The sequence below is a fragment of the Pseudomonas sp. SWRI111 genome (assembly GCF_014268555.1).
GTDB lineage: Bacteria > Pseudomonadota > Gammaproteobacteria > Pseudomonadales > Pseudomonadaceae > Aquipseudomonas > Aquipseudomonas hamedanensis.
In genome coordinates, this window is sequence record NZ_JABWQQ010000004.1 from 111,307 (window position 1) to 136,120 (window position 24,814).

General features: G+C 60.2%; 24 protein-coding genes and 1 pseudogene. 13 read left to right on the forward strand and 12 right to left on the reverse strand.

What is annotated here, in order from left to right:
* Positions 1 to 9: 9 nt before the first annotated feature.
* The 3 genes from radA to katB form a co-directional block, all read right to left on the reverse strand.
* Positions 10 to 1,377 carry a DNA repair protein RadA gene (radA, locus tag HU755_RS07410; RefSeq protein WP_003228407.1) on the reverse strand — a complete coding sequence of 456 codons (1,368 nt, stop codon included), beginning with the start codon at positions 1,375 to 1,377 and terminating at the stop codon, positions 10 to 12.
* 47 nt (positions 1,378 to 1,424) lie between these two features.
* Positions 1,425 to 1,961: an ankyrin repeat domain-containing protein gene (locus tag HU755_RS07415; protein ID WP_186546848.1), complete on the reverse strand. Its 537-nt coding sequence runs from the start codon at positions 1,959 to 1,961 to the stop codon at positions 1,425 to 1,427.
* 61 nt (positions 1,962 to 2,022) lie between these two features.
* Entirely contained in the window at positions 2,023 to 3,564 is a 1,542-nt protein-coding gene (gene katB / locus HU755_RS07420) for a catalase KatB (protein ID WP_186631102.1), read from the reverse strand.
* A gap of 285 nt (positions 3,565 to 3,849) precedes the next feature.
* Here katB and mscL point away from each other — a divergent pair, with 285 nt between their 5' ends.
* The gene (gene mscL, locus HU755_RS07425) at positions 3,850 to 4,263 is read left to right on the forward strand and encodes a large-conductance mechanosensitive channel protein MscL (protein ID WP_186631103.1); all 414 of its coding nucleotides are present in this window, start codon (positions 3,850 to 3,852) and stop codon (positions 4,261 to 4,263) included.
* 43 nt (positions 4,264 to 4,306) lie between these two features.
* Here mscL and HU755_RS07430 read toward each other — a convergent pair whose 3' ends face one another.
* Positions 4,307 to 5,083 (reverse strand): ferredoxin--NADP reductase, encoded by a 777-nt coding sequence (locus tag HU755_RS07430; RefSeq protein WP_186631105.1) that lies wholly within the window; start codon positions 5,081 to 5,083, stop codon positions 4,307 to 4,309.
* 298 nt (positions 5,084 to 5,381) lie between these two features.
* Between HU755_RS07430 and HU755_RS27765 the strand changes: the two genes are divergently transcribed.
* The 4 genes and pseudogenes from HU755_RS27765 to HU755_RS07440 all read left to right on the forward strand — a co-directional run bounded on the left by HU755_RS27765 (position 5,382) and on the right by HU755_RS07440 (position 7,394).
* On the forward strand, positions 5,382 to 5,612 hold the full coding sequence (locus tag HU755_RS27765; protein ID WP_189663985.1) for an autoinducer binding domain-containing protein: 231 nt from the start codon (positions 5,382 to 5,384) through the stop codon (positions 5,610 to 5,612).
* A gap of 29 nt (positions 5,613 to 5,641) precedes the next feature.
* Positions 5,642 to 5,755: pseudogene (locus HU755_RS27770) on the forward strand (LuxR family transcriptional regulator); the annotation flags it as partial.
* A gap of 177 nt (positions 5,756 to 5,932) precedes the next feature.
* Positions 5,933 to 6,094, forward strand: coding sequence for a helix-turn-helix transcriptional regulator (locus HU755_RS27775; RefSeq protein WP_346655427.1), 162 nt, complete (start codon positions 5,933 to 5,935; stop codon positions 6,092 to 6,094).
* A 175-nt stretch (positions 6,095 to 6,269) separates the two neighbouring features.
* Positions 6,270 to 7,394 (forward strand): class I SAM-dependent methyltransferase, encoded by a 1,125-nt coding sequence (locus HU755_RS07440; protein ID WP_186631107.1) that lies wholly within the window; start codon positions 6,270 to 6,272, stop codon positions 7,392 to 7,394.
* A 71-nt stretch (positions 7,395 to 7,465) separates the two neighbouring features.
* Here the strand turns inward: HU755_RS07440 and HU755_RS07445 are convergent, their stop codons facing one another.
* From HU755_RS07445 to HU755_RS07455, 3 genes are all read right to left on the reverse strand, one after another.
* Positions 7,466 to 7,633 carry a DUF2474 domain-containing protein gene (locus tag HU755_RS07445; RefSeq protein ID WP_095048725.1) on the reverse strand — a complete coding sequence of 56 codons (168 nt, stop codon included), beginning with the start codon at positions 7,631 to 7,633 and terminating at the stop codon, positions 7,466 to 7,468.
* 84 nt (positions 7,634 to 7,717) lie between these two features.
* Positions 7,718 to 8,725 carry a cytochrome d ubiquinol oxidase subunit II gene (gene cydB, locus HU755_RS07450; RefSeq protein WP_186546843.1) on the reverse strand — a complete coding sequence of 336 codons (1,008 nt, stop codon included), beginning with the start codon at positions 8,723 to 8,725 and terminating at the stop codon, positions 7,718 to 7,720.
* 3 nt (positions 8,726 to 8,728) lie between these two features.
* Entirely contained in the window at positions 8,729 to 10,174 is a 1,446-nt protein-coding gene (locus tag HU755_RS07455; RefSeq protein WP_186546842.1) for a cytochrome ubiquinol oxidase subunit I, read from the reverse strand.
* Between the two features lie 476 nt (positions 10,175 to 10,650).
* Between HU755_RS07455 and HU755_RS07460 the strand changes: the two genes are divergently transcribed.
* Positions 10,651 to 11,886 (forward strand): MFS transporter, encoded by a 1,236-nt coding sequence (locus HU755_RS07460; protein WP_186631109.1) that lies wholly within the window; start codon positions 10,651 to 10,653, stop codon positions 11,884 to 11,886.
* Between the two features lie 5 nt (positions 11,887 to 11,891).
* Here HU755_RS07460 and HU755_RS07465 read toward each other — a convergent pair whose 3' ends face one another.
* Both HU755_RS07465 and HU755_RS07470 read right to left on the reverse strand, forming a co-directional pair.
* Positions 11,892 to 12,443 (reverse strand): DJ-1 family glyoxalase III, encoded by a 552-nt coding sequence (locus HU755_RS07465; RefSeq protein ID WP_186631111.1) that lies wholly within the window; start codon positions 12,441 to 12,443, stop codon positions 11,892 to 11,894.
* A 66-nt stretch (positions 12,444 to 12,509) separates the two neighbouring features.
* The gene (locus tag HU755_RS07470) at positions 12,510 to 12,956 is read right to left on the reverse strand and encodes a DUF4879 domain-containing protein (protein ID WP_186619460.1); all 447 of its coding nucleotides are present in this window, start codon (positions 12,954 to 12,956) and stop codon (positions 12,510 to 12,512) included.
* A 220-nt stretch (positions 12,957 to 13,176) separates the two neighbouring features.
* On the opposite strand from HU755_RS07470, the gene HU755_RS07475 reads away from it, so the two are divergent.
* The 4 genes from HU755_RS07475 to HU755_RS07490 all read left to right on the forward strand — a co-directional run bounded on the left by HU755_RS07475 (position 13,177) and on the right by HU755_RS07490 (position 17,045).
* Positions 13,177 to 14,472 carry an NCS2 family permease gene (locus HU755_RS07475; protein ID WP_186631113.1) on the forward strand — a complete coding sequence of 432 codons (1,296 nt, stop codon included), beginning with the start codon at positions 13,177 to 13,179 and terminating at the stop codon, positions 14,470 to 14,472.
* Entirely contained in the window at positions 14,469 to 15,548 is a 1,080-nt protein-coding gene (gene trmA / locus HU755_RS07480) for a tRNA (uridine(54)-C5)-methyltransferase TrmA (protein WP_186631115.1), read from the forward strand. The genes HU755_RS07475 and trmA overlap by 4 nt, the downstream gene beginning before the upstream one ends.
* 197 nt (positions 15,549 to 15,745) lie before the next feature.
* A complete protein-coding gene (aroQ, locus tag HU755_RS07485; protein ID WP_186631117.1) occupies positions 15,746 to 16,186 on the forward strand; it encodes a type II 3-dehydroquinate dehydratase in 441 nt (146 codons plus the stop codon).
* Positions 16,187 to 16,190: 4 nt separating this feature from the next.
* Positions 16,191 to 17,045 (forward strand): shikimate dehydrogenase, encoded by an 855-nt coding sequence (locus tag HU755_RS07490; RefSeq protein WP_186631119.1) that lies wholly within the window; start codon positions 16,191 to 16,193, stop codon positions 17,043 to 17,045.
* A gap of 114 nt (positions 17,046 to 17,159) precedes the next feature.
* Here the strand turns inward: HU755_RS07490 and HU755_RS07495 are convergent, their stop codons facing one another.
* Together HU755_RS07495 and quiC are read right to left on the reverse strand one after the other, a co-directional pair.
* Entirely contained in the window at positions 17,160 to 17,837 is a 678-nt protein-coding gene (locus HU755_RS07495) for a TetR/AcrR family transcriptional regulator (RefSeq protein ID WP_186619466.1), read from the reverse strand.
* Positions 17,838 to 17,939: 102 nt separating this feature from the next.
* Complete coding sequence (gene quiC, locus HU755_RS07500; RefSeq protein WP_186631121.1) at positions 17,940 to 19,841, reverse strand: 3-dehydroshikimate dehydratase QuiC; 1,902 nt, start codon at positions 19,839 to 19,841, stop codon at positions 17,940 to 17,942.
* A gap of 339 nt (positions 19,842 to 20,180) precedes the next feature.
* Here quiC and HU755_RS07505 point away from each other — a divergent pair, with 339 nt between their 5' ends.
* Positions 20,181 to 21,518: an MFS transporter gene (locus HU755_RS07505; RefSeq protein WP_186631123.1), complete on the forward strand. Its 1,338-nt coding sequence runs from the start codon at positions 20,181 to 20,183 to the stop codon at positions 21,516 to 21,518.
* Positions 21,519 to 21,643: 125 nt separating this feature from the next.
* Here the strand turns inward: HU755_RS07505 and HU755_RS07510 are convergent, their stop codons facing one another.
* Positions 21,644 to 22,522: a DMT family transporter gene (locus HU755_RS07510; protein ID WP_186631130.1), complete on the reverse strand. Its 879-nt coding sequence runs from the start codon at positions 22,520 to 22,522 to the stop codon at positions 21,644 to 21,646.
* Positions 22,523 to 22,910: 388 nt separating this feature from the next.
* Between HU755_RS07510 and HU755_RS07515 the strand changes: the two genes are divergently transcribed.
* On the forward strand, positions 22,911 to 23,795 hold the full coding sequence (locus tag HU755_RS07515; RefSeq protein WP_186631132.1) for a neutral zinc metallopeptidase: 885 nt from the start codon (positions 22,911 to 22,913) through the stop codon (positions 23,793 to 23,795).
* On the forward strand, positions 23,796 to 24,749 hold the full coding sequence (locus HU755_RS07520; RefSeq protein ID WP_186619470.1) for an alpha/beta hydrolase: 954 nt from the start codon (positions 23,796 to 23,798) through the stop codon (positions 24,747 to 24,749). It abuts the gene before it with no gap.
* Positions 24,750 to 24,814: the final 65 nt, after the last annotated feature.

The window sequence follows — 24,814 nt, forward strand, 5'->3', positions numbered from 1 at the left end:
GAATCGTGGTTATTCGAAAAGCGCGTCGAGGGCTTGTTCGAGGCGCGTCACTGCGATGATCTGCAACCCCGCCGGTGCTTCCTTCGGGGCGTTGCCCTTGGGCACGATGGCGCGCTTGAAACCATGCTTGGCCGCTTCCTTCAAGCGCTCCTGCCCGCTCGGCACCGGGCGCACTTCGCCGGACAAGCCGACTTCGCCAAACACCAGCAAATCATGCGGCAACGGCCGGTTGCGCAAGCTCGACATCACCGCCGCCATCAACGCCAGATCGGACGCGGTTTCCAGCACCTTGACGCCACCGACCACGTTGAGAAACACATCCTGATCGTGGGTCGGAATGCCGCCATGACGGTGCAATACCGCGAGCAGCATCGCCAAACGGTTTTGATCCAGCCCCAGCGTCACCCGCCGTGGATTGGCCAGATGGCTGTCATCGACCAGTGCCTGCACTTCGACCAGCATCGGCCGGGTGCCCTCCCACGTCGCCATGACCACGCTGCCCGGGACTTCCTCCTGGGCGCGGGTGAGAAAAATCGCCGACGGGTTGGAGACTTCTTTCAGGCCTTTGTCGGTCATGCCGAATACGCCCAGTTCGTTGACCGCACCGAAACGGTTTTTCACCGCACGCAACAAGCGCAGCCGGCCATCGGACTCGCCCTCGAAATACAGCACAGTGTCGACCATGTGCTCCAACACGCGGGGACCGGCCAGCGCGCCCTCCTTGGTGACGTGGCCGACGAGGAAAATCGCCGTGCCGCTCTGCTTGGCGTAGCGCACCAGCAGCGCCGCACTCTCACGCACCTGGGACACGCCGCCCGGCGCCGATTGCAGCTGCTCGGTGAAAATCGTCTGGATCGAGTCGATCACCATCACCTTGGGTTTTTCCTGGCGGGCGGTGGCAATGATGGTTTCGATGCAGGTTTCGGTCATCACCCGCAACTGATCCTGGGGCAGCCCGAGACGGCGTGCGCGCATCGCCACTTGCTGCTGGGATTCTTCGCCGGTGACGTATAGCGCCGGCATGCTCTTGGCGAGGTTGCACAAGGTCTGTAGCAGGATGGTCGACTTGCCGATCCCCGGGTCACCGCCGATCAACACCACCGAACCATCGACCAGACCGCCGCCAAGGACACGATCCAGTTCACCGGAAGCGGTGGAAAAACGTGGAATTTCTTCGATGCTGACTTCGGCCAGCGTCTTGATCTGCGCCTGCTGCCCGGCCCAACCGGTGCGCCCGGTGGGTGCCGTGGCGCCGCCGCTTTCGATCATGGTTTCGGTCAGGGTGTTCCAGGCACCGCACTCACCGCACTGCCCGGCCCACTTGGGAAAGGTTGCGCCGCACTCGGTGCAGCCGTACATGCGCTTGGCCTTGGCCATCAGAACCCCCGAAGCAAAAGACGCGATGATAACGCAGCCATCGCCGATCAGCGCGGCGCAGCGCTGCGGATTTCGCCGCTGGCCAGACGTGCGGCGCTGTTGCCCAGCGGATCTTCGGCATTGAGGTCGGCACCTTTGGCTTTCAGCGCGTCAAGCAGCTCCAGGCGCTTGAACAAACCTGCATACATGGCAGCGGTCTGCCCCGCGCCGTTGCGCTGGTCAGGGCTGCAATCGGTGGCCATCAGACGTCGGGCAATCTGCACCTCGCCTTTGAATATTGCCCCCATCAGCGCCGTGTTGCCGCGTTGATCCTGGGCGCAGGCATCGGCTCCGGCAGCAAGCAAGCGCTCCACCGCCGGCGCCTGGCCGTGATAGGCCGCGAGGATCAACGCGGTGTAGCCCTTGCTGTCGCGGGTGTCGAGGGGATAACCGGCCTCGATAAACGTCTCGAGCATCGGTACGTCGCCGCGCCGGGCGGCATCGAACAGATAATCCTGCAACTGCGCCTTGACCGCCTCGGGACTCTGTCCGGCCAGCGCCGACCAGGACAGGCTGCCGAGCAGCAATAACAGATAAATACGCATACGCCGTCTCCTTGAACAGAACGGGGCCCGATTCAGGCCCCGCATGGCATGGCCGCGACAATCAGTCGGTGAGTTTTGCCGCCAGTGCCTTGACCCGGCTCAGGTCACCCTTGGCCACTTTGGTCACGCCGCTGCCGTATTCCGGATCGGCCTTATAAAGGAAGGACAGGATGATGTGCTTGCTCTCATCATCGGTGGTGGCCAGAGAGCCGCCGAAGCTGTCGATCAGGTCACGACGCTCCTGCTGGCTGAACGAGCGATACAGATCACCGGCCTGCTTGAAGTTCTGCTCGCGCTGGATCTTCGCCTGCTGGGTGCTGCCCGCCAGCGCCAACTGGCTGTAACGTGCCGTCTCGGTCTCTTCCCGAGGCTGCAGGCGACTCGGCTGATAATTGACCCCGGAGCGGCTGGCCCCGAAGTTCATCGCGCCATCCTGATTGCCGTTATTGACTGCAACTTTCGCGGCATTGATCGGCAATTGCAAAGCATTGGCGCCCAAGCGGTACATTTGCGTATCGGCATAAGAGAACACCCGACCTTGCAACAAGCGATCTTCTGACGGCTCGATGCCTGGAACAATATTGGCCGGTGCCATTGCCACTTGTTCGGTTTCCTGGAATACATTGGCTGGATTACGGTTCAATACCATTTGTCCAACTTTTCGTTCTGGAACACCCGGCCATATCTTGGTTGCATCCAGCGGATCAAAATCAAACTTGGACAAATCTTGCGGTTTCAATACCTGAACGTACAAGTCCCACTTTGGAAAGTCACCCTTGTTGATATGAGTCACCAAGTCATTGGTCATATGACTGTAATCCTGACCCTGAACTTTGCTGACTTCTTTCGGCGTGAGGTTATTGATCCCCTGCAAACTCTTCCAGTGGAACTTCACGTAATGCACTTCGCCCTTGGCGTTGATCAACTTATAGGCGTGAACACCGTTACCGTCCATTTGCCGATAACTGGCTGGCGTTCCCGAGTTGGAATACAACTCGGTCAGCGTGCGCGTGGCTTCCGGCACGTGGGAGAAGAAGTCGAATCGACGCGAGTCATCGTCGAGGTTGGTGCGCGGGTCGGGCTTGAACGCATGCACCATGTCCGGAAACTTGATTGCGTCGCGGATGAAGAAGGTCGGGAAGTTGTTGCCGACCAGGTCCCAGTTACCGTCGGCGGTGTAGAACTTGGTGGCAAAACCGCGTGGGTCGCGCAGGGTTTCCGGGGAGTGGTTGCCATGCACCACCGCCGAAAAGCGCACAAACACCGGGGTGCTCTGGCCTGCGGCGAAGACCTTGGCCTTGCTCAGATCGCTCAGGTCGTTGGTCACGGTGAAGGTGCCGTGGGCACCGGTGCCGCGCGCATGCACCACGCGCTCCGGAATGCGTTCACGGTCAAATCGCTGCAGCTTCTGGATCAACTGCACATCCTGCAGCAGCACCGGGCCGTTGGCACCGGCGGTTTGCGAGTTCTGATTGTCGCCGACCGCAGCGCCGTTATCGCGCGTCAGGGGCGCGGCATGCACGGAGAACGTCAACAGGCTGGCGGTGAGTACGCCGAGGGTGCGGCGATGGGGAAAAGCCCCGAGGCCAAGAGTGGGAGTCATATCAGGTTCCTCTGGTTGTTTTGGGCGCATCCAGGTGCGCCAACCAGAGGCTAGAGGGCTGAGCCGGCAAACATAAATAGAAAGTTCGCAAGGTCATGATTGAAAAAAATAGCTACCCGATCAGCCGGTTACGGCGTATTTCGCGCGCGATTAGTGGCACTTTGCAAACTAATCGAAAATTAATGTGTCGATAAAAACGGGCATTGTAAGGAGGTGTTTCGCGCAGGACGCGTTTGGCTGATTTACACTGCTACACCAACCTCATCTGTAACAAGGAAATAACCTATGGGCGTGCTAAGTGAGTTCAAGGCCTTTGCGGTCAAAGGCAATGTGGTCGACATGGCCGTCGGTATCATCATTGGTGCCGCCTTCGGCAAGATTGTTTCGTCGTTTGTCGGTGACGTCATCATGCCGCCAATCGGCCTGCTGATCGGCGGGGTCGACTTCAGTGATTTAGCCATCACGCTCAAGGCTGCCGAGGGCAATGCGCCCGCGGTGATGCTGGCCTACGGCAAGTTCATTCAGAGCGTTCTGGACTTCGTGATCGTGGCTTTCGCGATTTTCATGGGCGTCAAAGCCATTAACCGTCTGAAACGCGAAGAGGCGGTAGCCCCAACGCTGCCGCCGGTGCCGACCAAAGAAGAGGAACTGCTGGGCGAGATTCGCGACCTGCTCAAGGCACAGAACAATCAGCCCTGAACATCGTCACAACCGATAACGGCACCCGCGAGGTGCCGTTTTTCTACCAGTAATTTTCTACCGCAATCTGCCCGGGCCGACGGGTCAGACTCAGGCTCATGTGGCGCTTTTTCAGCAGCGCACGGGTGTCATCGATCATTTGCGGATTGCCGCACAGCATGACCCGCGAATGCTCAGGGCTCAGCTCCACGCCAGCGACCCGCTCCAGCTCGCCGTTTTCGATGAGTGCCGTGATACGCCCGTTCAGCGCCCCCGCCGATGCCTCTCGCGTCACCGTGGGGATGAACTGCAATTTGTGGGCATATTCACTGAGGTACTCGCGCTGCTTCAGCCCGGCGATCAGCGGCTGATACGCCAGCTCCCGGGCTTCGCGCACGCTGTAGACCAAAATAATGCGCTCGAATTTTTCCCAGACTTCGAAGTCCTGCAGGATCGACAGAAACGGCGCCACCCCCGTACCTGTGGACAATAACCAAAGATCCCGGCCATCGTTGAAGCGATCCAGGGTCAGGTAGCCGAACGCCTGGCGATCGACCAGCAGCGTATCGCCCACCTGCAGCCGACTCAGCTCACTGGTGAACTCACCGCCCGGCACCACGATGGAGAAAAACTCAAGGAACTCGTCAAATGGCGACGACACCATCGAATACGCGCGCCAGACTATGCTGCCATCAGCCTTGGTCACGCCAAGCCTGGCGAACTGTCCGGCGCGAAAACGAAAACCCGCATCGCGGGTCGTGCGCAGGGTGAACAGGCCCGGTGTCAGTGGCTGTACATCGAGCAAGGTCTGAGTGGTGTATTTCTCTGCACTGGCGGTCATGGGCGTCTCCTACGAAGATCTGCCTACAGTGTCCCGCAAATTGGCCGGCCTAAACACCGATGATTGGTAATGGCATTCAGTACAGCGCCTGCATCGTTTGTGATTAGCAATGAATGGACTTTAATCCTGAGCTTAAGATGACAGGTTAAATATTAACGAAAGACTCATAACCTTTAAGCCAAACGGCAGTAGTTTCAATTGCGAAAAAATCCACAGCTACTCGCAGGAAACATCCTACACTCCGTTGCGTGCCTTTTATTGGATCCAAGGTGCGCTTGCAAAAAAATGGAGAGTAGGTATGGAAACGTGGAAAGAATCGCAGCTGAAACTACTGTCTTATGCCAAGGGAATAGATGCCGCTTACCCGATCCTGCAGAGATTCGCCGAAAACCTCGGTTTCGACTATTGCGCAATTTCGGTCAGTTCACCCCGTCGGGAAGTACTTCTGGACACCTTGCGAATCAACAATTACCCCAAAGAGTGGAACTTGCAATATGACAAACAGACTTTAAATGTATCGACCCAATAGTAGCTCATTGCAATCATTCAACGCTGCCCATCGTCTGGGAGCAGTCGGCTTTTTCCGGCACGCCTGAACTTTGGCAGGCATTGCAGCAACATGGCTTGCAGCATGGCTGGTCACAGGCCTTTCATCACGAAGAAAGCGGGTTGTGCAGCGTCATCAGCCTGGCCCGACACAGCTGTCCGATCAGTGCACTTGAGCTGTATGAACACTTCGGCTACATCTTTTATGCCGCCAGCCACTTCAGTGAGCTGTTTATGCGGTCAATGCCAAAATATCCCGCCAGGCCCTGCCACCCACGCCTGTCGCCCAGGGAGCTGGAGGTCTTGCAACTGTCAGCCGTCGGCAAGACTGCCTACGAGATCGCAAAGATCCTCAACCTGAGCGAGCGTACGGTGAATTATCACGTGAAAAACCTGATGGAAAAGCTCGACGCCTGCAACAAGATTTCCGCAGTTCTCAAGGCTGCCAAAGCCGGCTTCCTCTGATCCCTGCGCCTGGCATCGAAATAAAAACTTGCGGGTATTTACCAGGAAAAAAAAGTAACATTTACGCCCTCTCCGAGTGATGACGCACACCGCTTGCATCGCAGTCCACTCGGCCAGGTTGCGCCGCGCCACAGCCTGGCTGCGCGAACCCGCCGATTATCAGAGTCCCCGCCCCATGCCTTTGCTCGATACGCCCTTCGCCCAACTCGATTTGATCCGCCAACCCGAACAGCAGAACGAACCGCTGCAGGCGTTCGATGCGGCCGATGAATACTTGCTCAGCTATCTGGCGGCGCAGCAACCGCCGGCGAGCACGCGGGTTCTGGTGCTCAACGACAGCTTCGGCGCGTTGGCGGCGAGCCTGCTGGGCAAGGTCGACGTCAGCAGCAGTGGCGATTCGTACCTGGGTTTTCTGGGGCTGGAAAAGAACCTGCAGCGCAACGGTCACGCGTTTGATGCAATCCGCCCGATTCCCGCCAGCGAGCCCGTGGTCGGGCCGTTCGACCGCGTGCTGATCCGCGTGCCGAAAACCCTGGCGCTACTCGAAGAACAATTGATCCGCCTGCATGGCCAACTGGCCCCCGGCGCTGAAGTGATCGCGGCGGCCATGGTCAAACACCTGCCACGTGCGGCCGGCGATCTGCTGGAGCGCTATATCGGACCGGTACAAGCCTCGCTGGCGGTGAAAAAGGCCCGTCTGCTGATCGCGACACCCGAAGCCAAGGCACCGGCCGTTTCGCCCTACCCTTCTACCTATCGGCTCGACGGACCGGCAATCGAACTGCGCAATCATGCCAACGTGTTTTGCCGGGACGGCCTGGACATCGGCACGCGGGCCTTTCTCGCGCATTTGCCGAAAAACCTTGGCGGCGCTCGCGTGGCCGACCTCGGCTGCGGCAACGGCGTACTGGCAATCGTCAGCGCGCTGGACAATCCTCAGGCGCACTACACGCTGGTCGACGAATCGTTCATGGCCGTGCAATCGGCCGCAGAAAACTGGCGGGCCGTGCTGGGTGATCGCGAAGTGACCGTGCGGGCTGACGATGGTCTGGCCGAGCAAGCACCGCAATCGCTGGACGTGGTGTTGTGCAATCCGCCCTTTCATCAACAGCAAGTGGTTGGCGACTTCCTCGCGTGGCGCATGTTCCAGCAGGCGCGTGAGGCGCTGGTGGTGGGCGGTGCGCTGTACATCGTGGGCAACCGTCACCTGGGTTATCACAGCAAACTGGCGCGCCTGTTCCGCGGTGTCGAACAAGTCGCAGCCACGCCCAAATTCGTCATTCTCAAAGCGCGCAAGTAACTCACGGACAAAAAAAACCCTCCGCAAGGAGGGTTGCAAAGCCGTTCCCGAAGGCGCCGGGACGGGGTGTTTCAGTGCGTGGTCAAGCCGGCCGCGTTCATGAACAGGCGCATCAGGCTGGCGGCGATAAACAGCACGCCCACACTGCCGACCCAGATCAGCGCCAGCCAGCCGAGCCGCTGCCACAGCGGTTTTTTTTCGGCTTCTTCAATGTCATGCAGGGAATGTTTGCCGGTCATTGCATCGTTCTCCGTTAAGCAGAGGCGTCACTGAGGACGCCTTCGCGAGCAGGCTCGCTCCCACAAGGGAAGCCCAGCAGCAGACTAGTGATAACCGTCTTCATGGGTGACCTTGCCGCGGAACACGTAATAGCTCCAGAAGGTGTAACCCAGGATGAACGGGATGATGAACAGCGTGCCAACCAGCATGAAGCCCTGACTTTGCGGCGGTGCGGCCGCGTCCCAGATCGAGATCGACGGCGGCACGATGTTCGGCCACAGGCTGATGCCCAGACCGCTGTAGCCGAGAAAGATCAGTACCAGCGTCAGCAGGAACGGTGTGTAGTTGGCATTGCGTGCAACCGCGCGGATCAGGCCGTACAAGGTGACCAGCACCAGAATCGGCACCGGCATGAACCAGAACAGGTTCGGCATGCTGAACCAGCGTGAGGCGATTTCCGGGTGCGACAGTGGCGTCCAGATACTGACAATACCAATCACCGCCAACAGCACGAATGCCAGTGGCCGCGCCAGATCATGCATTTGCTCTTGCAGCTTGCCTTCGGTTTTCATGATCAGCCAGGTGCAACCGAGCAAGGCGTAGGCCACGACTAGCGCAGCGCCGCAGAACAGCGTAAACGGTGTCAGCCAGTCCAGCGAACCACCGGCAAATTGCCGATTGACCACGGGCAAACCGTCGATGAATGCACCCAGCGCCACGCCTTGAAAAAAGGTCGCCGCGATCGAACCGCCGATGAATGCCTTGTCCCACAGATGGCGTTTTTCATCTTTGGCCTTGAAGCGAAACTCAAAGGCCACGCCGCGGAAGATCAGGCCCATCAGCATGAAGATCAGCGGCAGGTACAGCGCCGACAGCACCACCGAATAGGCCAGCGGAAACGCCCCGAACAACGCAGCGCCGCCCAGCACCAGCCAGGTTTCGTTGCCGTCCCAGACCGGGGCGACGGTGTTCATCATCACGTCGCGGTCGGTCTTGCCGGGGACGAACGGGAAGAGAATGCCGATGCCCAGGTCGAAGCCGTCCATGACCACGTACATCATGATGCCGAAGATGATGATCACGGCCCAGATCAGTGGAAGATCAATACCCATGAGTCAAATCTCCTTGGTCAAGCGAGTGTTGTCTTCGTGTTCGCCGTCGCCCGGATCGTCGGCCGCAGACAATGGACGCGCCGGTGTACGTTTCTGGCCCGGACCACCGTCCGGCGTATCGCTGCCTTCGCTGATCTTCGGCCCCTTGCGCACCAGGCGCATCATGTAACCCAGGCCCGCGCCGAACAGGGCGAAATACACCACGACGAACATGATCAGGGTGATGCTCATCTGCATGAAGCTGTGATTGGACGAGGCATCCGCCGTTCGCATCAAGCCGTAGACCACCCACGGCTGACGACCGATTTCGGTGGTGAACCAACCGGCAAGTATCGCAATCAGGCCGGACGGCCCCATCCACAACGCCAGGTGCAGGAACGGACGCGAGGTGTAGAGCGCGTCACGCTTGCGCAGCCACAGGCTCCACAGTCCAGTGAAAATCATCAGGAAGCCAAGGCCGACCATGATCCGGAATGACCAGAACACGATGGTCGAATTCGGCCGGTCTTCGGGCGGGAATTCTTTGAGCGCCGGTACTTGTTTGTCCAGCGAGTGGGTGAGGATCAGGCTGCCGAGGTAGGGAATCTCCACGGCAAATTTGGTGCGCTCTTCTTTCATGTCCGGCCAGCCGAACAGAATCAGCGGCGTGGCTTCGTCGCCAACGTTTTCCCAGTGGCCTTCGATCGCAGCGATTTTCGCCGGCTGGTGTTTGAGCGTGTTGAGGCCGTGGAAGTCGCCAATGACCGCTTGAATCGGCGCGACGATCAGCGCCATCCACATCGCCATCGACAACATGGTGCGAATCGCCGGGTTGTCCCGGCCGCGCAGCAGGTGCCAGGCCGCTGAAGAGCCGACAAAGAACGCCGTCGCGATGAACGCGGCGGTGGCCATGTGCATCAAGCGATAAGGGAATGACGGGTTGAAGATAATGGCCAGCCAGTCGGTCGGAATGACCTGGCCGTTGACGATTTCAAAGCCCTGCGGCGTTTGCATCCAGCTGTTGGACGCCAGAATCCAGAACGTCGAAATCAGCGTGCCCACGGCCACCATCACCGTCGAGAAGAAGTGCAGGCCGCGCCCGACCTTGTTCCAGCCGAACAGCATCACCCCGAGGAAACCGGCTTCGAGGAAAAACGCCGTGAGCACCTCATAGGTCAGCAACGGTCCGGTGACCGCCCCGGCGAAATCCGAGAAGCGGCTCCAGTTGGTGCCGAACTGGTACGCCATGACCAGACCGGAGACCACGCCCATGCCGAAATTGACGGCAAAGATCTTCGACCAGAAATGGTAGAGGTCACGGTAGGTGTCGTTGCGGGTCTTCAGCCACAGGCCTTCGAGCACCGCCAGGTAACTGGCCAGGCCGATGGTGATCGCCGGGAACAGGATGTGGAACGAGATGGTAAACGCGAACTGAATTCGGGCGAGATCGAGAGCCTCTAAACCGAACATATGGCTTCCTCTGTCAGGTAGTACGGGTGGCGGACCCGGAGGCCTGCACCACTGCCCCCACGGATATGGAGTGCGGCGAATTCGGATTCGTTCTTTTTTTACAACCATCGCAACGCAGGGAGTCTGGCCAATTGGCCGTCAGATCAATTGCGCGAGCGGTCTTGATCTGGATCAAGCAACGTTAAAAGAGTAGTCCCATTTTCGCCGATGAACTGCGTGGTCGTTTGCCGCGTGACAAGTTGTCTCATTGCTTCAGTGGTGAGGGGATTTATCCCCGATCGGCTGCGCAGCAATCGTCGTCGCTTCGAGATTTGGGGGCCGCTGCGCGACCCGACGGGGATGAATCCCCTCGCCACAGGGTCGATTGTCGTCAGGAAGAGATCGGTGTCGGGCTAAGTGAATTTCCGCCCAGTAGCAACTTCCTGTTACAGACTGGTGATAATCTCGCCGTACCTTCGCCCAAGACCTGCCTTCAGATGCTCACTCAAGCGCCGCTGCTGTTACGTCATCACCGCCCATTCCTGGCTTTCTGGCTGGCGCGGATTTTCACCGCCAGCGGCTTTCAGATGCTCACTGTGGCGATTGGTTGGAATCTCTACCAACTGACCGGCAACGTGCTGGATCTGGGTCTGGTCGGTCTGGTCGAGTTCGCTCCACGGGTGCTGTTCATGCTGCACACCGGGCACGTCGCCGATCGCTACGACCGGCGCAAGGTTGCTGCACTCTGTCAGTCATTGCAGGCCATGATTGCCCTGGCGCTGGCCATTGGCAGTGCGACCGACCACGTCACCCGCGAGTTGATCTTCATTCTCGCGTTTCTGCTCGGCGCGGCGCGTTCGTTCGAGATGCCGACGACCCAGGCGTTGCTGCCGAGCATCGTTCCCAGCGCCCTGTTCCCGCGTGCCGTCGCCGCCGCACAATCGGCGCAGCAGTCGGCAACCATCGTTGCTCCGGCCCTTGGCGGCTTGCTCTACGCGTTCGGCAGCGTCTGGGTCTACGGCCCGACCGTGCTGCTGTATGTGATTGCCTGCGCGCTGATGCTCAACCTGCCGGCCCGCCAGACGCCGCTGAACAAAGGCAAAGCCACCCTCGACTCGTTGCTGGCGGGAATTCGCTTTATCCGCAGCCGCCCGGACATCCTCGGGGCGATCTCGCTGGACCTGTTTGCGGTATTGCTGGGCGGAGCCACGGCGTTGCTGCCGGTGTTCGCCAAGGACATTCTGCTGACCGGCCCGTGGGGCCTGGGCCTGTTGCGCTCGGCGCCAGCGGTGGGGGCGTTGCTGATGTCACTGTTTCTGGCGCGCTTCGCGGTGGAACGCAATGTTGGCCGGGTGATGTTCACCGCCGTCGGCATATTCGGTGTCGCTACCATAGCGTTCGGCCTGTCGACCTCGTTCTGGTTCTCGTTGGCGGTGCTAGTGGTCCTCGGCGCAGCGGACATGATCAGCATGGTCATCCGCGCCTCGTTCGTACAACTGGAAACCCCGGACGAAATGCGCGGCCGGGTCAGCGCGGTGAACGGCCTGTTCATCGGCGCTTCGAACCAACTGGGCGAATTCGAATCCGGCCTCACCGCTCACTGGTTCGGCACGGTGCCGGCGGTGGTCATGGGCGGGATCGGCACGCTGGTGGTGACGGGAACGTGGATCAAACTGTTCCCGACCCTGGCGAATCGGGACCGGATGCATGTGCCGGTGGAAGAGAAGGTCTGAGGTTTTCAGGCCATCAACTCCCCCGCCACCTTCCCCCGCAGCACCTTGCCACCAAGCTGCTCAACCAGGGTCAAGGCAAACGCCAGCGCCCCGCCCGAGCCTTGGGCGGTGATGCAGTTGCCATCGACCACCACTGGTTGGTCAACAAACGTACAGCCCGATAATTGATGGCTGGCGCCGGGCAAGCAGGTCATGCGCCGCTGGCGCAGCACGCCTGCTGCTTGCAGGGCGGTGGCCGGGGCTTCGCCGATGGCGGCGAACAGTCGTCCGGCGCTGGCTTGGTCCTTGAGCAGTTGTTGAAGCGGCTGATGCGCCGCCAAATGTTGTGAACCGACGGCACCGCCGGGCAGCACGATCAGGTCGAAGGTCTGCGCCAGCACATCGACCAGCATGCCATCGGCGGTCAGGCGTGTACCGCGGGCGCAGGTGAGCATGCGTCGGCCTTCGATGCTGGCGGCGACGACTTCAATGCCGGCGCGGCGCAGCACGTCGATCAGGGTCACGCTTTGCAGATCGTCGATGCCCTCGGCGAGGGTAATCAGTGCTCTAAAAGTCATGGGCGCTATCCGCTGGGTGATACCTGAAGCGTAGTCAGCTTCACCCGGATCGCGCAGCGTCAGCCGTTACTTGATGTAAAGCTGGGTCGACAGGGTGTTGCGCGGCGCATTGATCGAGGTGTTGCTGAAGGAAAACGTGCCTTCCTGCTTGCCCGCCAGATCGAAGGTATAAAGAGAACCGACGGTTTTGCTGCCAGGGCTGCACTCGGTCAGATTACCGTTATCGAAGGCACACACCGGCGCTCGGGTGCCGTTGACTTCGAAACCATCCAGGGCGACCCGTGGCTGGTTCTGCCCATAGCCGATTTCCAGCACATAAACCTTGATGTTCGGCCCGTTGTGATTGCATTGAGTTTGCGGCTGGTTATCGGCAATGTCTTCCAGGCCACAGGCCGGCGATTGCACTTTGATCACCTTCACTTCGCTCAACGGCGGCGCCGACGCCGCGAACGCCGGGACTGCCGCGAGCAGTGCTGCAACCAATCCAGAAACTGTCATCCCGCCGTTGCGCATGCCTGCCCACTCCGAAAAATCAGCGCGCAGTATGGCGCAGTTATTTGCTGCGTAAAACTTCGCCGACGATCGACGCCAACATCCGCCAAATTCCTCACGCTGCTGGTATGATGCGCGGCTTTTTCCGGCCCACTACAATTTTCCAGGCGCTTGCGACGGTCTGTGCTTTGCTGTTGAGGTCGATACATTTACGGCGCCACGCGCGCCACGGGGAGCAGACATGCTGGAAAGGCTGTTTCAACTCAAGGCACACAACACCAACGTGCGCACCGAGATTCTCGCGGGCGTCACGACGTTCCTGGCCATGGCCTACATTCTGTTCGTCAACCCGAGCATCCTCGGCGAGACCGGCATGGACAAGGGTGCGGTGTTCGTCGCCACCTGTCTGGCGGCCGCCATCGGTTCGACGACCATGGGCCTGATCGCCAACTACCCGATCGCCCTTGCGCCGGGCATGGGCTTGAACGCCTTCTTCACTTACACCGTTGTGCTGCACATGGGCCACACCTGGCAAGTGGCGCTGGGTGCGGTGTTCATCTCGGCGGTGTGTTTCTTCCTGTTGTCGATCTTCCGCATCCGCGAGTGGATCATCAACAGCATCCCGCTGCCGCTACGCTCGGCGATTGCCGCCGGTATCGGCTTGTTCCTGGCGCTGATCGCTTTGCACAACGCCGGCATCGTGGTCAGCAACCCGGCCACCATGGTCGGCCTCGGCGACCTGAAACAGCCGGCGCCGATTCTTGCCACCCTCGGCTTTGCCCTGATCGTCGCCCTCGAAGCACTGAAAGTGCGCGGCGCAGTGCTGATCGGCATTCTGGCGGTGACCATCGTGTCCATTGCCATGGGCTTCACCCCGTTCGGCGGCGTGACCTCAATGCCACCGTCGCTGGCGCCGACCTTCATGCAACTGGACATCAAAGGCGCGCTCGACATCGGTCTGGTCAGCGTGATCTTCGCCTTCCTCTTCGTCGATCTGTTCGACAACTCCGGCACCCTGATCGGCGTCGCCAAGCGCGCCGGCCTGATGGGCAAGGACGGCCACATGCCGAAAATGGGCCGTGCGCTGATCGCCGACAGCACCGCCGCCATGGCCGGTTCGCTGCTGGGCACCTCGACCACCACCAGTTACATCGAGTCGGCGGCGGGCGTGAGTGCCGGCGGCCGTACCGGTTTGACCGCCATTGTCGTGGCAATGCTGTTCCTGCTGGCGCTGTTCTTCTCGCCATTGGCAGCCAGCGTTCCGGCTTTCGCCACGGCGCCGGCGCTGCTGTTCGTCGCCGTGTTGATGACGTCGGGTCTGGCAGAAATAGACTGGGAAGACATCACCGTCGCCGCGCCGGTCGTTGTGACCGCGCTGGCCATGCCGTTCACTTATTCGATCGCCAACGGTATCGCCTTCGGCTTCATCGCCTGGACCGTGATCAAACTGCTCGCCGGGCGCGCCCGTGAGCTGAACCCGGCGCTGGTGATTCTGTCGATTCTGTTCGTGATCAAGCTGGGTTGGTTCAACGCATGACATTCGATTCTCAAGCCTACGCCGAACAACTCGCCGCCAAGGTCACGCGCCTGCATGACTTGCTGGCACCGTTCGCCGCACCCGAGCCGACCGTGTTCGACTCGCCGTTGCAGAACTTTCGTCTGCGGGCCGAGTTCCGCCTGTGGCGCGAAGGCGGCGAGCGTCACTATGCGATGTTCTCTCAGGACGATAAGCGCACACCGATCCTGATCGAGCAATTCCCGATCGCCAGCCTGCGTATCAACCAGTTGATGCCGCAACTGAAGGCGGCGTGGCAGGCCAGTTCAGCGCTGAGCCACAAGCTGTTCCAGGTGGAGTTTCTGACCACGCTGGCCGGCGATGCGATGATCACGCTGTGCTATCACCGTCCGCTGGACGAGCACTGGCACACCGCGGCGAAGCAACTGGCCGCGGACCTTGGCGTCAGCATCATCGGACGCTCCAAGGGCAAGCGCGAAGTGATTGGCCAGGATTATGTGGTCGAGCGGCTCGAGGTCGGCGGGCGCACCTTCAGTTATCGTCAACCGGAAGGCGCATTCACCCAGCCCAACGGCACGGTGAACCAGAAGATGCTGAACTGGGCGTACGAAGCCTTGGGCGATCGCACTGACGATCTGCTGGAGCTGTACTGCGGCAACGGCAACTTCACCCTGCCACTCGCCACCCGTGTACGCAAAGTGCTGGCCACCGAAATCAGCAAGACCTCGGTCAATGCCGCCTTGAGCAACCTCAGCGAAAACGCTGTGGATAACGTCACCCTGGTGCGCTTGTCCGCCGAAGAACTGACCGAAGCGCTCAACGAAGTGCGCCCGTTCCGGCGCCTGCACGGCATCGATCTGAAGAGCTACGAATTCGGCAGCGTCTTCGTCGACCCGCCGCGCGCCGGCATGGACCCGGACACCTGCGAGCTGACCCGCCGCTTCGACAACATCCTGTACATTTCCTGCAACCCGGAAACCCTGGCGGCAAACATCGCCCAGTTGCACGACACCCACCACATCACCCGCTGCGCGCTGTTCGACCAGTTCCCGTGGACCCACCACATGGAATCGGGTGTGTTGCTCACCCGGCGTTGATTGCGGCACCGGATACGAAGAAGCCGTCGTGACTGACGGCTTTTTTGTGGCTGCGATCTTTTGATCTGTGCGATCACCGAACAAAAAACATTCCAGCCTAAGTAGTTCAATTGACCGATGTAACCATCTAGTACATTTTATCTCCACAGGCTGAAACCCCTCGGCCCAAGCCAAAAACAATAAGTGGAGTTCTCCCCATGCGCCCTATCGTTCTGGTGCTTAACGGCCCGAACCTGAACCTGCTCGGCACTCGCGAGCCGGCGACTTACGGTCACGAAACCCTGGCCGACATTTCTGCGCTGTGCGGTCGCGCCGCTGAAGAATTTGGCCTGAGCGTGGAGTTTCGCCAGACCAATCACGAAGGCGAGTTGCTTGACTGGATTCACGCCGCTCGTGGCCGTTGCGCCGGGATCGTGATCAACCCGGCCGCGTGGACACACACCTCGGTGGCAATTCGCGATGCGTTGGTGGCCAGCGAGTTGCCGGTCATTGAAGTGCATTTGTCCAACGTTCATGCCCGTGAGCCGTTTCGCCATCAGTCGTTCGTCTCGGCGATTGCCACGGCGGTGATGTGCGGGTTCGGCAGCCACGGCTATCGACTGGCGCTGGAACACTTCAGCCAGCGGCTCAAGGGGTAAGCGCATGTCCGGATGCAACGCGATACTCGCCGGGCTGATCGGCGCCGGCATTCAGGCCTCGCGAACGCCTGCGCTGCATGAGCGCGAAGGCGATGCTCAAGGTCTGCGTTATCTGTACCGGTTGATCGATCTGGATCAACTGCACCTCGACAGCAGCGCCCTGCCCGACCTGCTGCTGGCGGCCGAGCGGATGAATTACACCGGACTGAATATCACCTTCCCGTGCAAACAGGCGATCATCCCGCTGCTCGATGAACTGTCGCCGGAAGCCCGCGGTATCGGGGCGGTAAACACCGTGGTGCTGAAGGACGGCAAGCGTGTCGGCCACAACACTGACTGCCTCGGTTTCGCTGAAGGTTTGCGCCGGGGTTTGACGGACGTCGCCCGTGAACGCGTAGTCCAGATGGGCGCTGGTGGCGCTGGCGCGGCGGTGGCTCACGCGCTGTTGAGCGAAGGCGTACGGCAACTGACTATTTTTGATATCGACCGCGAGCGTGCGGAAAGCCTGGCGAACAATCTCAACCAGCATTTTGGTGTGGGGCGCGCGCAGGCCGGTGGGGATTTGCCCGGCGCGCTGGCGCGGGCCGATGGCCTGGTCAACACCACGCCGATGGGCATGGCCAAGCTGCCGGGCTCACCAGTGCCGGCCGAGTTGCTGCGCAAGGAATTGTGGGTCGCGGAGATTGTGTATTTCCCGCTGGAAACCGAGCTGTTGAGTAACGCCCGCGCCCTGGGCTGCCGAACCCTGGACGGCGGCAACATGGCGGTATTTCAGGCAGTGAAGGCGTTCGAATTGTTCAGCGGCGTGGTGCCGGATGCGCAGCGGATGCTGGCGCACTTTCAAAGCATGAGTGGCTGAACCCTGCCGCCACCCTGTAGGAGTGAGCCTGCTCGCGATAGCATTCCGTCAGCCGATACATATTTTTCTGACACACCCTATCGCGAGCAGGCTCACTCCTACACGGGGATGGCATCAGGCCTGCAGGTAGCGCAACACCGATTCGCAGATCATTTCGCGGTGGCGCTGTTTGATGGCATCGTCCGGCAGATCGATCTGAAAAATCTCACCCAGCGTATGGCGGTTCGACACGCGATAAAAGCAGAACGAGCTGATCAGCAGATGCACGTCCAGCGCATCGATTCCACGGCGGAACACGCCCTCGTCAGCACCTCGCTTCAAGATCGTGCCAAGGGTATCGAGAATCGTATTGTTCAGCGCCTTGATCGCATCGGAACGCTTCACGTATTCGGCGTTGTGGATGTTTTCGATGCTGACGATGCGCACGAAATCGACGTTGCGATCGTGGTGATCAAAGGTGAACTCCACCAGGCGCCGAATCGCCAGCTCCGGTGGCAGCTCGTCCAGGTGCAGGCGGTTTTCCGTGCTGCGGATATCGCCGTAGAGTTTTTCCAGCACCTCGACGTACAACTGCTCCTTGCTGCCGAAGTAGTAATAGATCATGCGCTTGGAGGTGTGGATGCGCTCGGCAATCGCGTCAACGCGGGCGCCGGACAAACCTTGCTGGACGAACTCGACGATCGCCTCCTGCAGGATGTTCTCGCGGGTCTTTTCCGGGTTGTTCTTGCGACTCTTGCGCGGCTCGGCGCTGGACTCGACAGCAGCAGCGGATAGTTCTGAATTCGTTGTCATTGCGGGCTCACGGCCATCACTGCACAGGCTGGCGATTATGGGCCGCGCGGCACACCGAAGGAAGCCACGCAACCGCTGTTTGGTCCCGCGCTTACGAATTTCCTACAACTTCGCCTGACGCACCGCACCACTGCGTGATTTGGCCATCGCCGCCAGACGCACCGCGACGTTCGCCGCGCCATATCCGGCATAACCGTTTTTACGCTGAATGATCTCAAAGAAGAAACGCCCTTCGAACGGCTCGGTGTAGACGTGAAACAACTCGCCGCCCTGGGCGTCACGGTCGTAGAGCACGTTGTAATAGGCCAGCTCGCTGAGGAATTCATCGTCGAAATCGAAGCGCGCGGCAAGGTCGTCATAGTAATTGAGCGGGATATCCAGCAGCGGCACGCCCGCCTCTTTCGCCCGACTGACTTCGGCGAAGATGTCGTCGCAATCAAAGGCGATGTGATGCACCCCCGAGCCGCGATAGCTCGACAGCGCGTGGGAGATCGCGGTATTGCGGTTCTCGGAAATATTCAATGGCAAGCGAATCGAACTGTCACGACTGCGCAGTGCGCGGCTCTTCACCAGACCATAGGGGTCGGGCAACACCACCTCGTCGTCAGCCTCGAAATCCAGCAGGCTTTTATAAAACAGCACCCAACTGTCGAGGCTGTCCGCCGGCAGGGCCATGGCCATGTGATCGATGCGCTTGAGGCCGCCGCGGGCCACTGCGTCTGGCAGCAGGTTGAAGTCGGTGCCGTAGACATCGGCGTCTTCATCGACCAGATAAATCAAACTGCCGTCCGGCGCACGCACCGCCGCCAGCTCCAGTTCATTGGGGCCGACCAGTCCGCGGTAGGGCTGGCCCTTATACGCGACGGCGCGGGCCAGTGCGCTGGCGCTGTCCTTGACCCTGATCGCCGTGGCGCACAACGACGGGCCGTGGGCTTCGAAAAAACTGTGGCCGAACGAATAAGGCTCGGCGTTGAGAATCAGGTTGATATCGCCCTGGCGCAGCAGGCTCACACTCTTGGAACGATGCTGCCCGGCCGTAACGAAACCGAGGCGTTGCAGCCAAAGACTGAGTTTTGCGCCCAGCGCCTCGTCGACGGCGAATTCGAGAAACTCGATGCCGTTGTATTCACTGGCCTTGGGTGTTTCGAAAAGGATCTCGCGATTAACCACCGGCGTGGCTTCCTGCTCCAGCCGCTGGCGGGTTTTCTCTTCCAGGTACAGCAGCGATCGCAAACCGTCGGCAGCATTGGCCCGCGGCGGAGCAGCCCGGAAGCCATCGTTGAAGATCTCCAGAGACAGCGGCCCGGTGTAGCCACTCTGGATGATCGGCGCGAGGAATCCCGCCAGATCGAATTCGCCCTGCCCCGGGAAGCAGCGGAAATGTCGGCTCCACTCCAGCACATCCATTTGCAGAATCGGCGCGTCGGCCATTTGCACGAAGAAGATCTTGTCGCCGGGAATCTCGGCGATCGCGCCTGGATCGCCCTTGAGCGACAAGGTGTGGAAGCTGTCGAGCAGCACACCCAGGCTCGGGTGATCGGCCTGACGCACAATGTCCCAGACCTGTTGATAAGTGTTGACGTGACGGCCCCAGGCCAGCGCTTCGTAACCGATGCGCAAGCCACGGGCACCGGCGCGCTCGGCCAGCAGGCGCAGATCGTCCACCAGAATTTGCTGATCGCCGATGCTGTCTGCCGCTGCGTTGCTGCATACCAGCACCAGGTCGGTGCCGAGTTCCTGCATCAGATCGAACTTGCGCTCGGCGCGCTCCAGATTGCGCGCCAACCGGTCACGGCGGCAGCCTTCAAAGTCGCGGAACGGCTGAAACAGCGTGATGGCGATGCCAAGATCGGCGCACATCTGTTTAATTTCACGGGGGCTGCCGTCGTAGTACAGAAGGTCGTTTTCGAAAATCTCCACCCCGTCGAACCCGGCGGCGGCGATGGCTTCGAGTTTTTCCGGCAGGGTGCCGCTCAAGGAAACGGTGGCAATGGAACGCTGCATCTTTCAACTCCCGGACTGCGCCGCTTTTACATAAGAGCTGCCGAAGGCTGCGATCTGTTGATCCTCAAAAGCGAAGATCGCAGCCTTCGGCAACGCCTACATCGAGTAGGTTTTTATCGTGAGGAAATTATTGGCTGCATCCCTGCGCGCAGCAATTTAAAGTGTACTACCCGGTTAGTTTTGCGTGCGATTATCGAACACAATGGCGGTTTGGCGAATTGACGATTTTTCGTCCACTGCCCAACATCGACCGCACATTGAGTCCGGATCTGAACCACCGGTCGCAGCGTGCAAAAGAAAAAGCACACCAAATAAAAAATCCAAAAACGGGTGGAACACATGATTCCTTCACAGACTTCCCGCGTGGCTCCGGCCATGAGCACTGCCACGGGTGGCATCGGCGACAAGATCCGCGGCGCCATGGCGGTCGGCAAGACCCGCTGGGGCATGCTGGCGCTGGTGTTTTTTGCCACCACTCTGAACTACATCGACCGCGCCGCCCTCGGCGTCATGCAGCCAATCCTCGCCAAGGAAATGAGCTGGACGGCGATGGATTACGCCAACATCAACTTCTGGTTTCAGGTCGGCTACGCGATCGGTTTCGTCCTGCAAGGGCGGTTGATCGACCGGGTCGGCGTCAAGCGCGTGTTCTTCTGCGCCGTGCTGCTCTGGAGCCTGGCTACCGGCGCTCATGGCTTGGCGACTTCGGCAGTCGGCTTCATGGTCTGCCGCTTTATCCTCGGCCTGACCGAAGCGGCCAACTACCCGGCCTGCGTGAAAACCACACGCCTGTGGTTCCCGGCCGGCGAACGCGCGGTAGCTACCGGCATCTTCAACGCCGGCACCAACGTCGGTGCGATGTTCACGCCGATGCTGTTGCCGCTGGTGCTTCATGTGTGGGGCTGGCAGGCAGCATTTCTGTGCATGGCGGCACTGGGTGGGATCTGGCTGCTGTTCTGGGGCTTGAAGTACTTCAACCCGGAAGATCACCCGAGCGTGAAACAGTCGGAACTTGATTACATCCAGCAGGAAGTCGAACCGGAACAGGCCCGCGTGCCGTTTTCAAGAATCCTGCGTATGCGCGGCACCTGGGCCTTCGCCATTGCCTATTCGCTGACCGCCCCGGTGTTCTGGTTTTACCTGTACTGGCTGCCACCGTTTCTCAATCAGCAATACAACCTGGGGATCAATGTCACGCAGATGGGCATTCCGCTGATCATCATCTACGTCACCGCCGACTTCGGCAGTGTCGGTGGCGGCATCCTGTCCTCGTTCCTGATCGGTCGCGGAATGAACTCGATCAAGGCGCGACTGCTGTCGATGTTCCTGTTCGCCTGCTGCATCATCGGCGTGGTCATGGCGGCCGGCTCGGCCAACCTGTGGGTGGCCGTGGCGGCGATTTCCCTGGCGATCGGCGCGCACCAGGCCTGGACCGCGAACATCTGGAGCCTGGTGATGGATTACACGCCCAAGCACATGATGAGCACGGTGTTCGGTTTTGGCGGGATGTGCGCGGCCATCGGCGGGATGTTCATGACCCAGATCGTCGGCCACATCCTCACTGTCACCCACAACAACTACACGGTGCTGTTCACGCTGATTCCGGCGATGTATTTCCTCGCGCTGACGTGGATGTACTTCATGGCACCGCGCAAGATTCCGACCGCTACCGAATAACCTGCCAAACCCGTCCCCTGTAGGAGTGAGCCTGCTCGCGATAGCGGTCTTTCAATCGACACTTATGTTGACTGAGACACCGTCATCGCGAGCAGGCTCACTCCTACAGGGAGTTTTGCGTTTCTTCAGCGCCGACTCTGCTGCCACGCCGCCGCCAGGCCGCTGCAGCAGATCACCACGATGCCGATCACGGTCAACCCGCTCGGCGTGTGATCGAACAACAACCAGCCCAACAATCCCGCAAACACGATCTGGCAATAACCGAACGGCGCCAGCAAGGCCGGTGCGGCGTGACGGAAGGCCTGGGTCAGAAACAAATGCGCAGTCATTCCGCAACTGCCCAGCGCCAGCATTAGCGCGGCATGGGGCAACGTCGGCACTTGCCAGAAGAACGGCACCAGCGCGCTCATCACCAGGGTATTGCACAGACCTGCAAAAAAATTGCTGGTGGTCGGGCTGTCCACTTCGGCGAGCTTGCGGGTCAGCAATTGATAGAAGCAGAAAAACAGTGCCGAACAGAACGGCAGCAACACCGCCGGGGTGAACAGTTCACCGCCGGGATGGACGATGATCAGCACGCCGATGAAGCCGCAAATCACCGCGATCCACTGCCCGCGCGTCACCCGCTCCTTGAGCAGCGGCACCGACAGCGCCGTCACCAGTACCGGCGCGAGAAAGTTGACCGCCGTGGCTTCGGCCAGCGGGATGTACAGCAGCGCCGTGGTGAAGAACAGGCTGGTGCCGAGCAGGCACAGTGCCCGAACCAACTGCCACAACGGTTTTTTGGTGCGCAGGACGCGCAGCCCGGACCGCGGCAGAAAAATCCCCGCCATCAGCAAGGTGTGCACCACATAGCGCGCCCACACCACCATGACGATCGGATAGAACCCGGACAGGTATTTCGACAGCGCGTCGTGGCTGGAAAACAGAAAGGTCGCCACGACAATCAGCAAAATCCCCTTAAAGGGCTGGTTGACACCGGAGAGCGGAGTGCTGACGGTCATGGGCAATCTCTAGGAAAAAATACGCTGGCGAACAGGGTCGCGCTGGCTGCAATCGATTTGGCAAGCATAGTCGGCAGAGCTTTCAACAACCGCACAGGTCGCACTCTTCTTCGCCGGGAAACTGCCGTTAGTCAGAAGTCTGAAGCAAGACTCCCGCCACTTCGGCGCGCCTGCAACATCACTGACTGCTGTCGAAACGGCGGGTTCACGAAAACGCCTGCAGAAATTCACCCTGGGATTGAATTCGCGGCCCGGTCGACCGTCAATAACAAGCCCGCCCGACGAGGGCGCGTGTGAATGGACGGACGACCGGACTGGCGCCACACTCACACACCAGCAACACTCATCACCACCTGCCACTTCACCCGCACCAAAAGAGGATTCCCACATGCTATGGAAAAAAGGCCGACGCAGTGACAACGTCGTCGACGCGCGGGGTGGTGACGCAGGCGGTGGCGGCGGCATGCGCTTCGGTGGCGGCAAAGGCCTTAGCCTGACTGCGATCGTGTTGATCGTCGGCATCGGCTGGCTCACCGGCCAGGACCCGATGCAGATCCTCGGCCAGCTCACCGGGCAGATGGAGCAACCGGCGCCCACTTCGCAAACCCGTCAGGCGCCACCGGCCAACGACGAACAGGCCGAATTCGTCCGCTCGGTCCTCGGCGACACCGAAGACACCTGGGGCCCGATCTTTCAGCAGGCCGGGCGCCAATACAAAGACCCGACGCTGGTGCTGTTCAGCAACCGGGTGAATTCGGCGTGTGGCATGGCCACGTCGGCCACCGGCCCGTTCTATTGCCCGGCCGACCAGAAGGTGTATCTGGACATGGCCTTCTTCGAGGAAATGTCGCAACGTTTCAAGGCCGCCGGAGATTTCGCCCAGGCCTACGTGATCGCGCATGAAGTCGGTCACCACGTGCAGACGCTGCTTGGCGTCTCGGCGAAAATCCAGGCTGCGCGCCAGCAAGGGCGGCAGATGGAAGGCGACGGCGGCTTGCTGGTCCGTCAGGAATTACAGGCCGACTGCCTCGCTGGCGTCTGGGCCTACAACGCACAGAAGCGCCTGAACTGGCTGGAACCCGGCGACATCGAAGAAGCCTTGAACGCCGCCAACGCCATCGGCGATGATCGTTTGCAACAACAGGGTCAGGGCCGCGTGGTACCGGACTCGTTCACCCACGGGACGTCGGCGCAAAGGGTGCGCTGGTTCAAAACCGGATTCGCACAAGGCCAGGTAAGCCAGTGCGACACCTTCGCGGCGAAAACCCTGTAAATGCATAAATGGCTTCTGGCTCTACTGATCCTCGGCAGCACGGCGCAGGCCGCCGGGGTCGACGCAATCAGCCCCGGGCGCTTGCAGTTCAAGGCCGGCGAAATGGCCGTCGGCATCGGACCGGCGCCGGAAAAAATCGAGCGCGTGGTGATCGTCATTCACGGTCGGCTGCGCAATGCCGAGACCTACCGCAAAAGCGCGGAAAGTGCCGTCGAACTGGCGGGACAGACATCGCACACACTGGTGATTGCCCCGCAGTTTCTCAACGAAAGCGATGTGCCGCTGTATTCGCTGCCGGCAACGCTGCTGCGCTGGAAAGGCAACGAATGGATGGCGGGCGGCTTGTCCACAGGGCCGAATCCGTTGAGTTCGTTTGCGGCGCTGGATGAAATCGTCGCACGGGTCAGCGATCGCAAGCAGTTTGCCGACGTGAAGCAGATCGTGATTTTCGGCCACTCCGGCGGCGCTCAGGTGGTGCAGCGTTACGCCCTGCTCGCCAAGGACCAGCCGGCGCTCAAGGCCAACGGTATTCGCATGCGCTACGTGGTCGCCAATCCTTCATCGTATGCGTACTTCAACGAACAGCGGCCGGTGGCGTTCGATCACGCGCAGTGCCCGGGCTTCAATCGCTGGAAGTATGGCCTGACCGACATGCCGGTATACGCCGGCGGGCAAACCCCGTTGCAGGTGGAAAGCGCTTACGTCAAACGTGAAGTGATTTATCTGCTGGGGCAGCAGGATGTCGATCCCGAACATCCGGCGCTGGACAAAAGCTGTGAAGCCGAGGCGCAAGGCGCTTACCGGTTGATGCGCGGGAAGCTGTATTTCGGTTATTTGCTGCGCCGCCATCCCGAGGGGATCAATCAGCGGCTGATTGAAGTGCCCGGAGTGGGGCATGACGGGGATGGGATGTTGACATCGCCTGAGGGGCAGAAGGCGTTGTTTGATCAGTAGGATTTGTGTTGCCTGAACCGGCCCCTTCGCGAGCAAGCCCGCTCCCACATGGGTGCTGTGCCTTG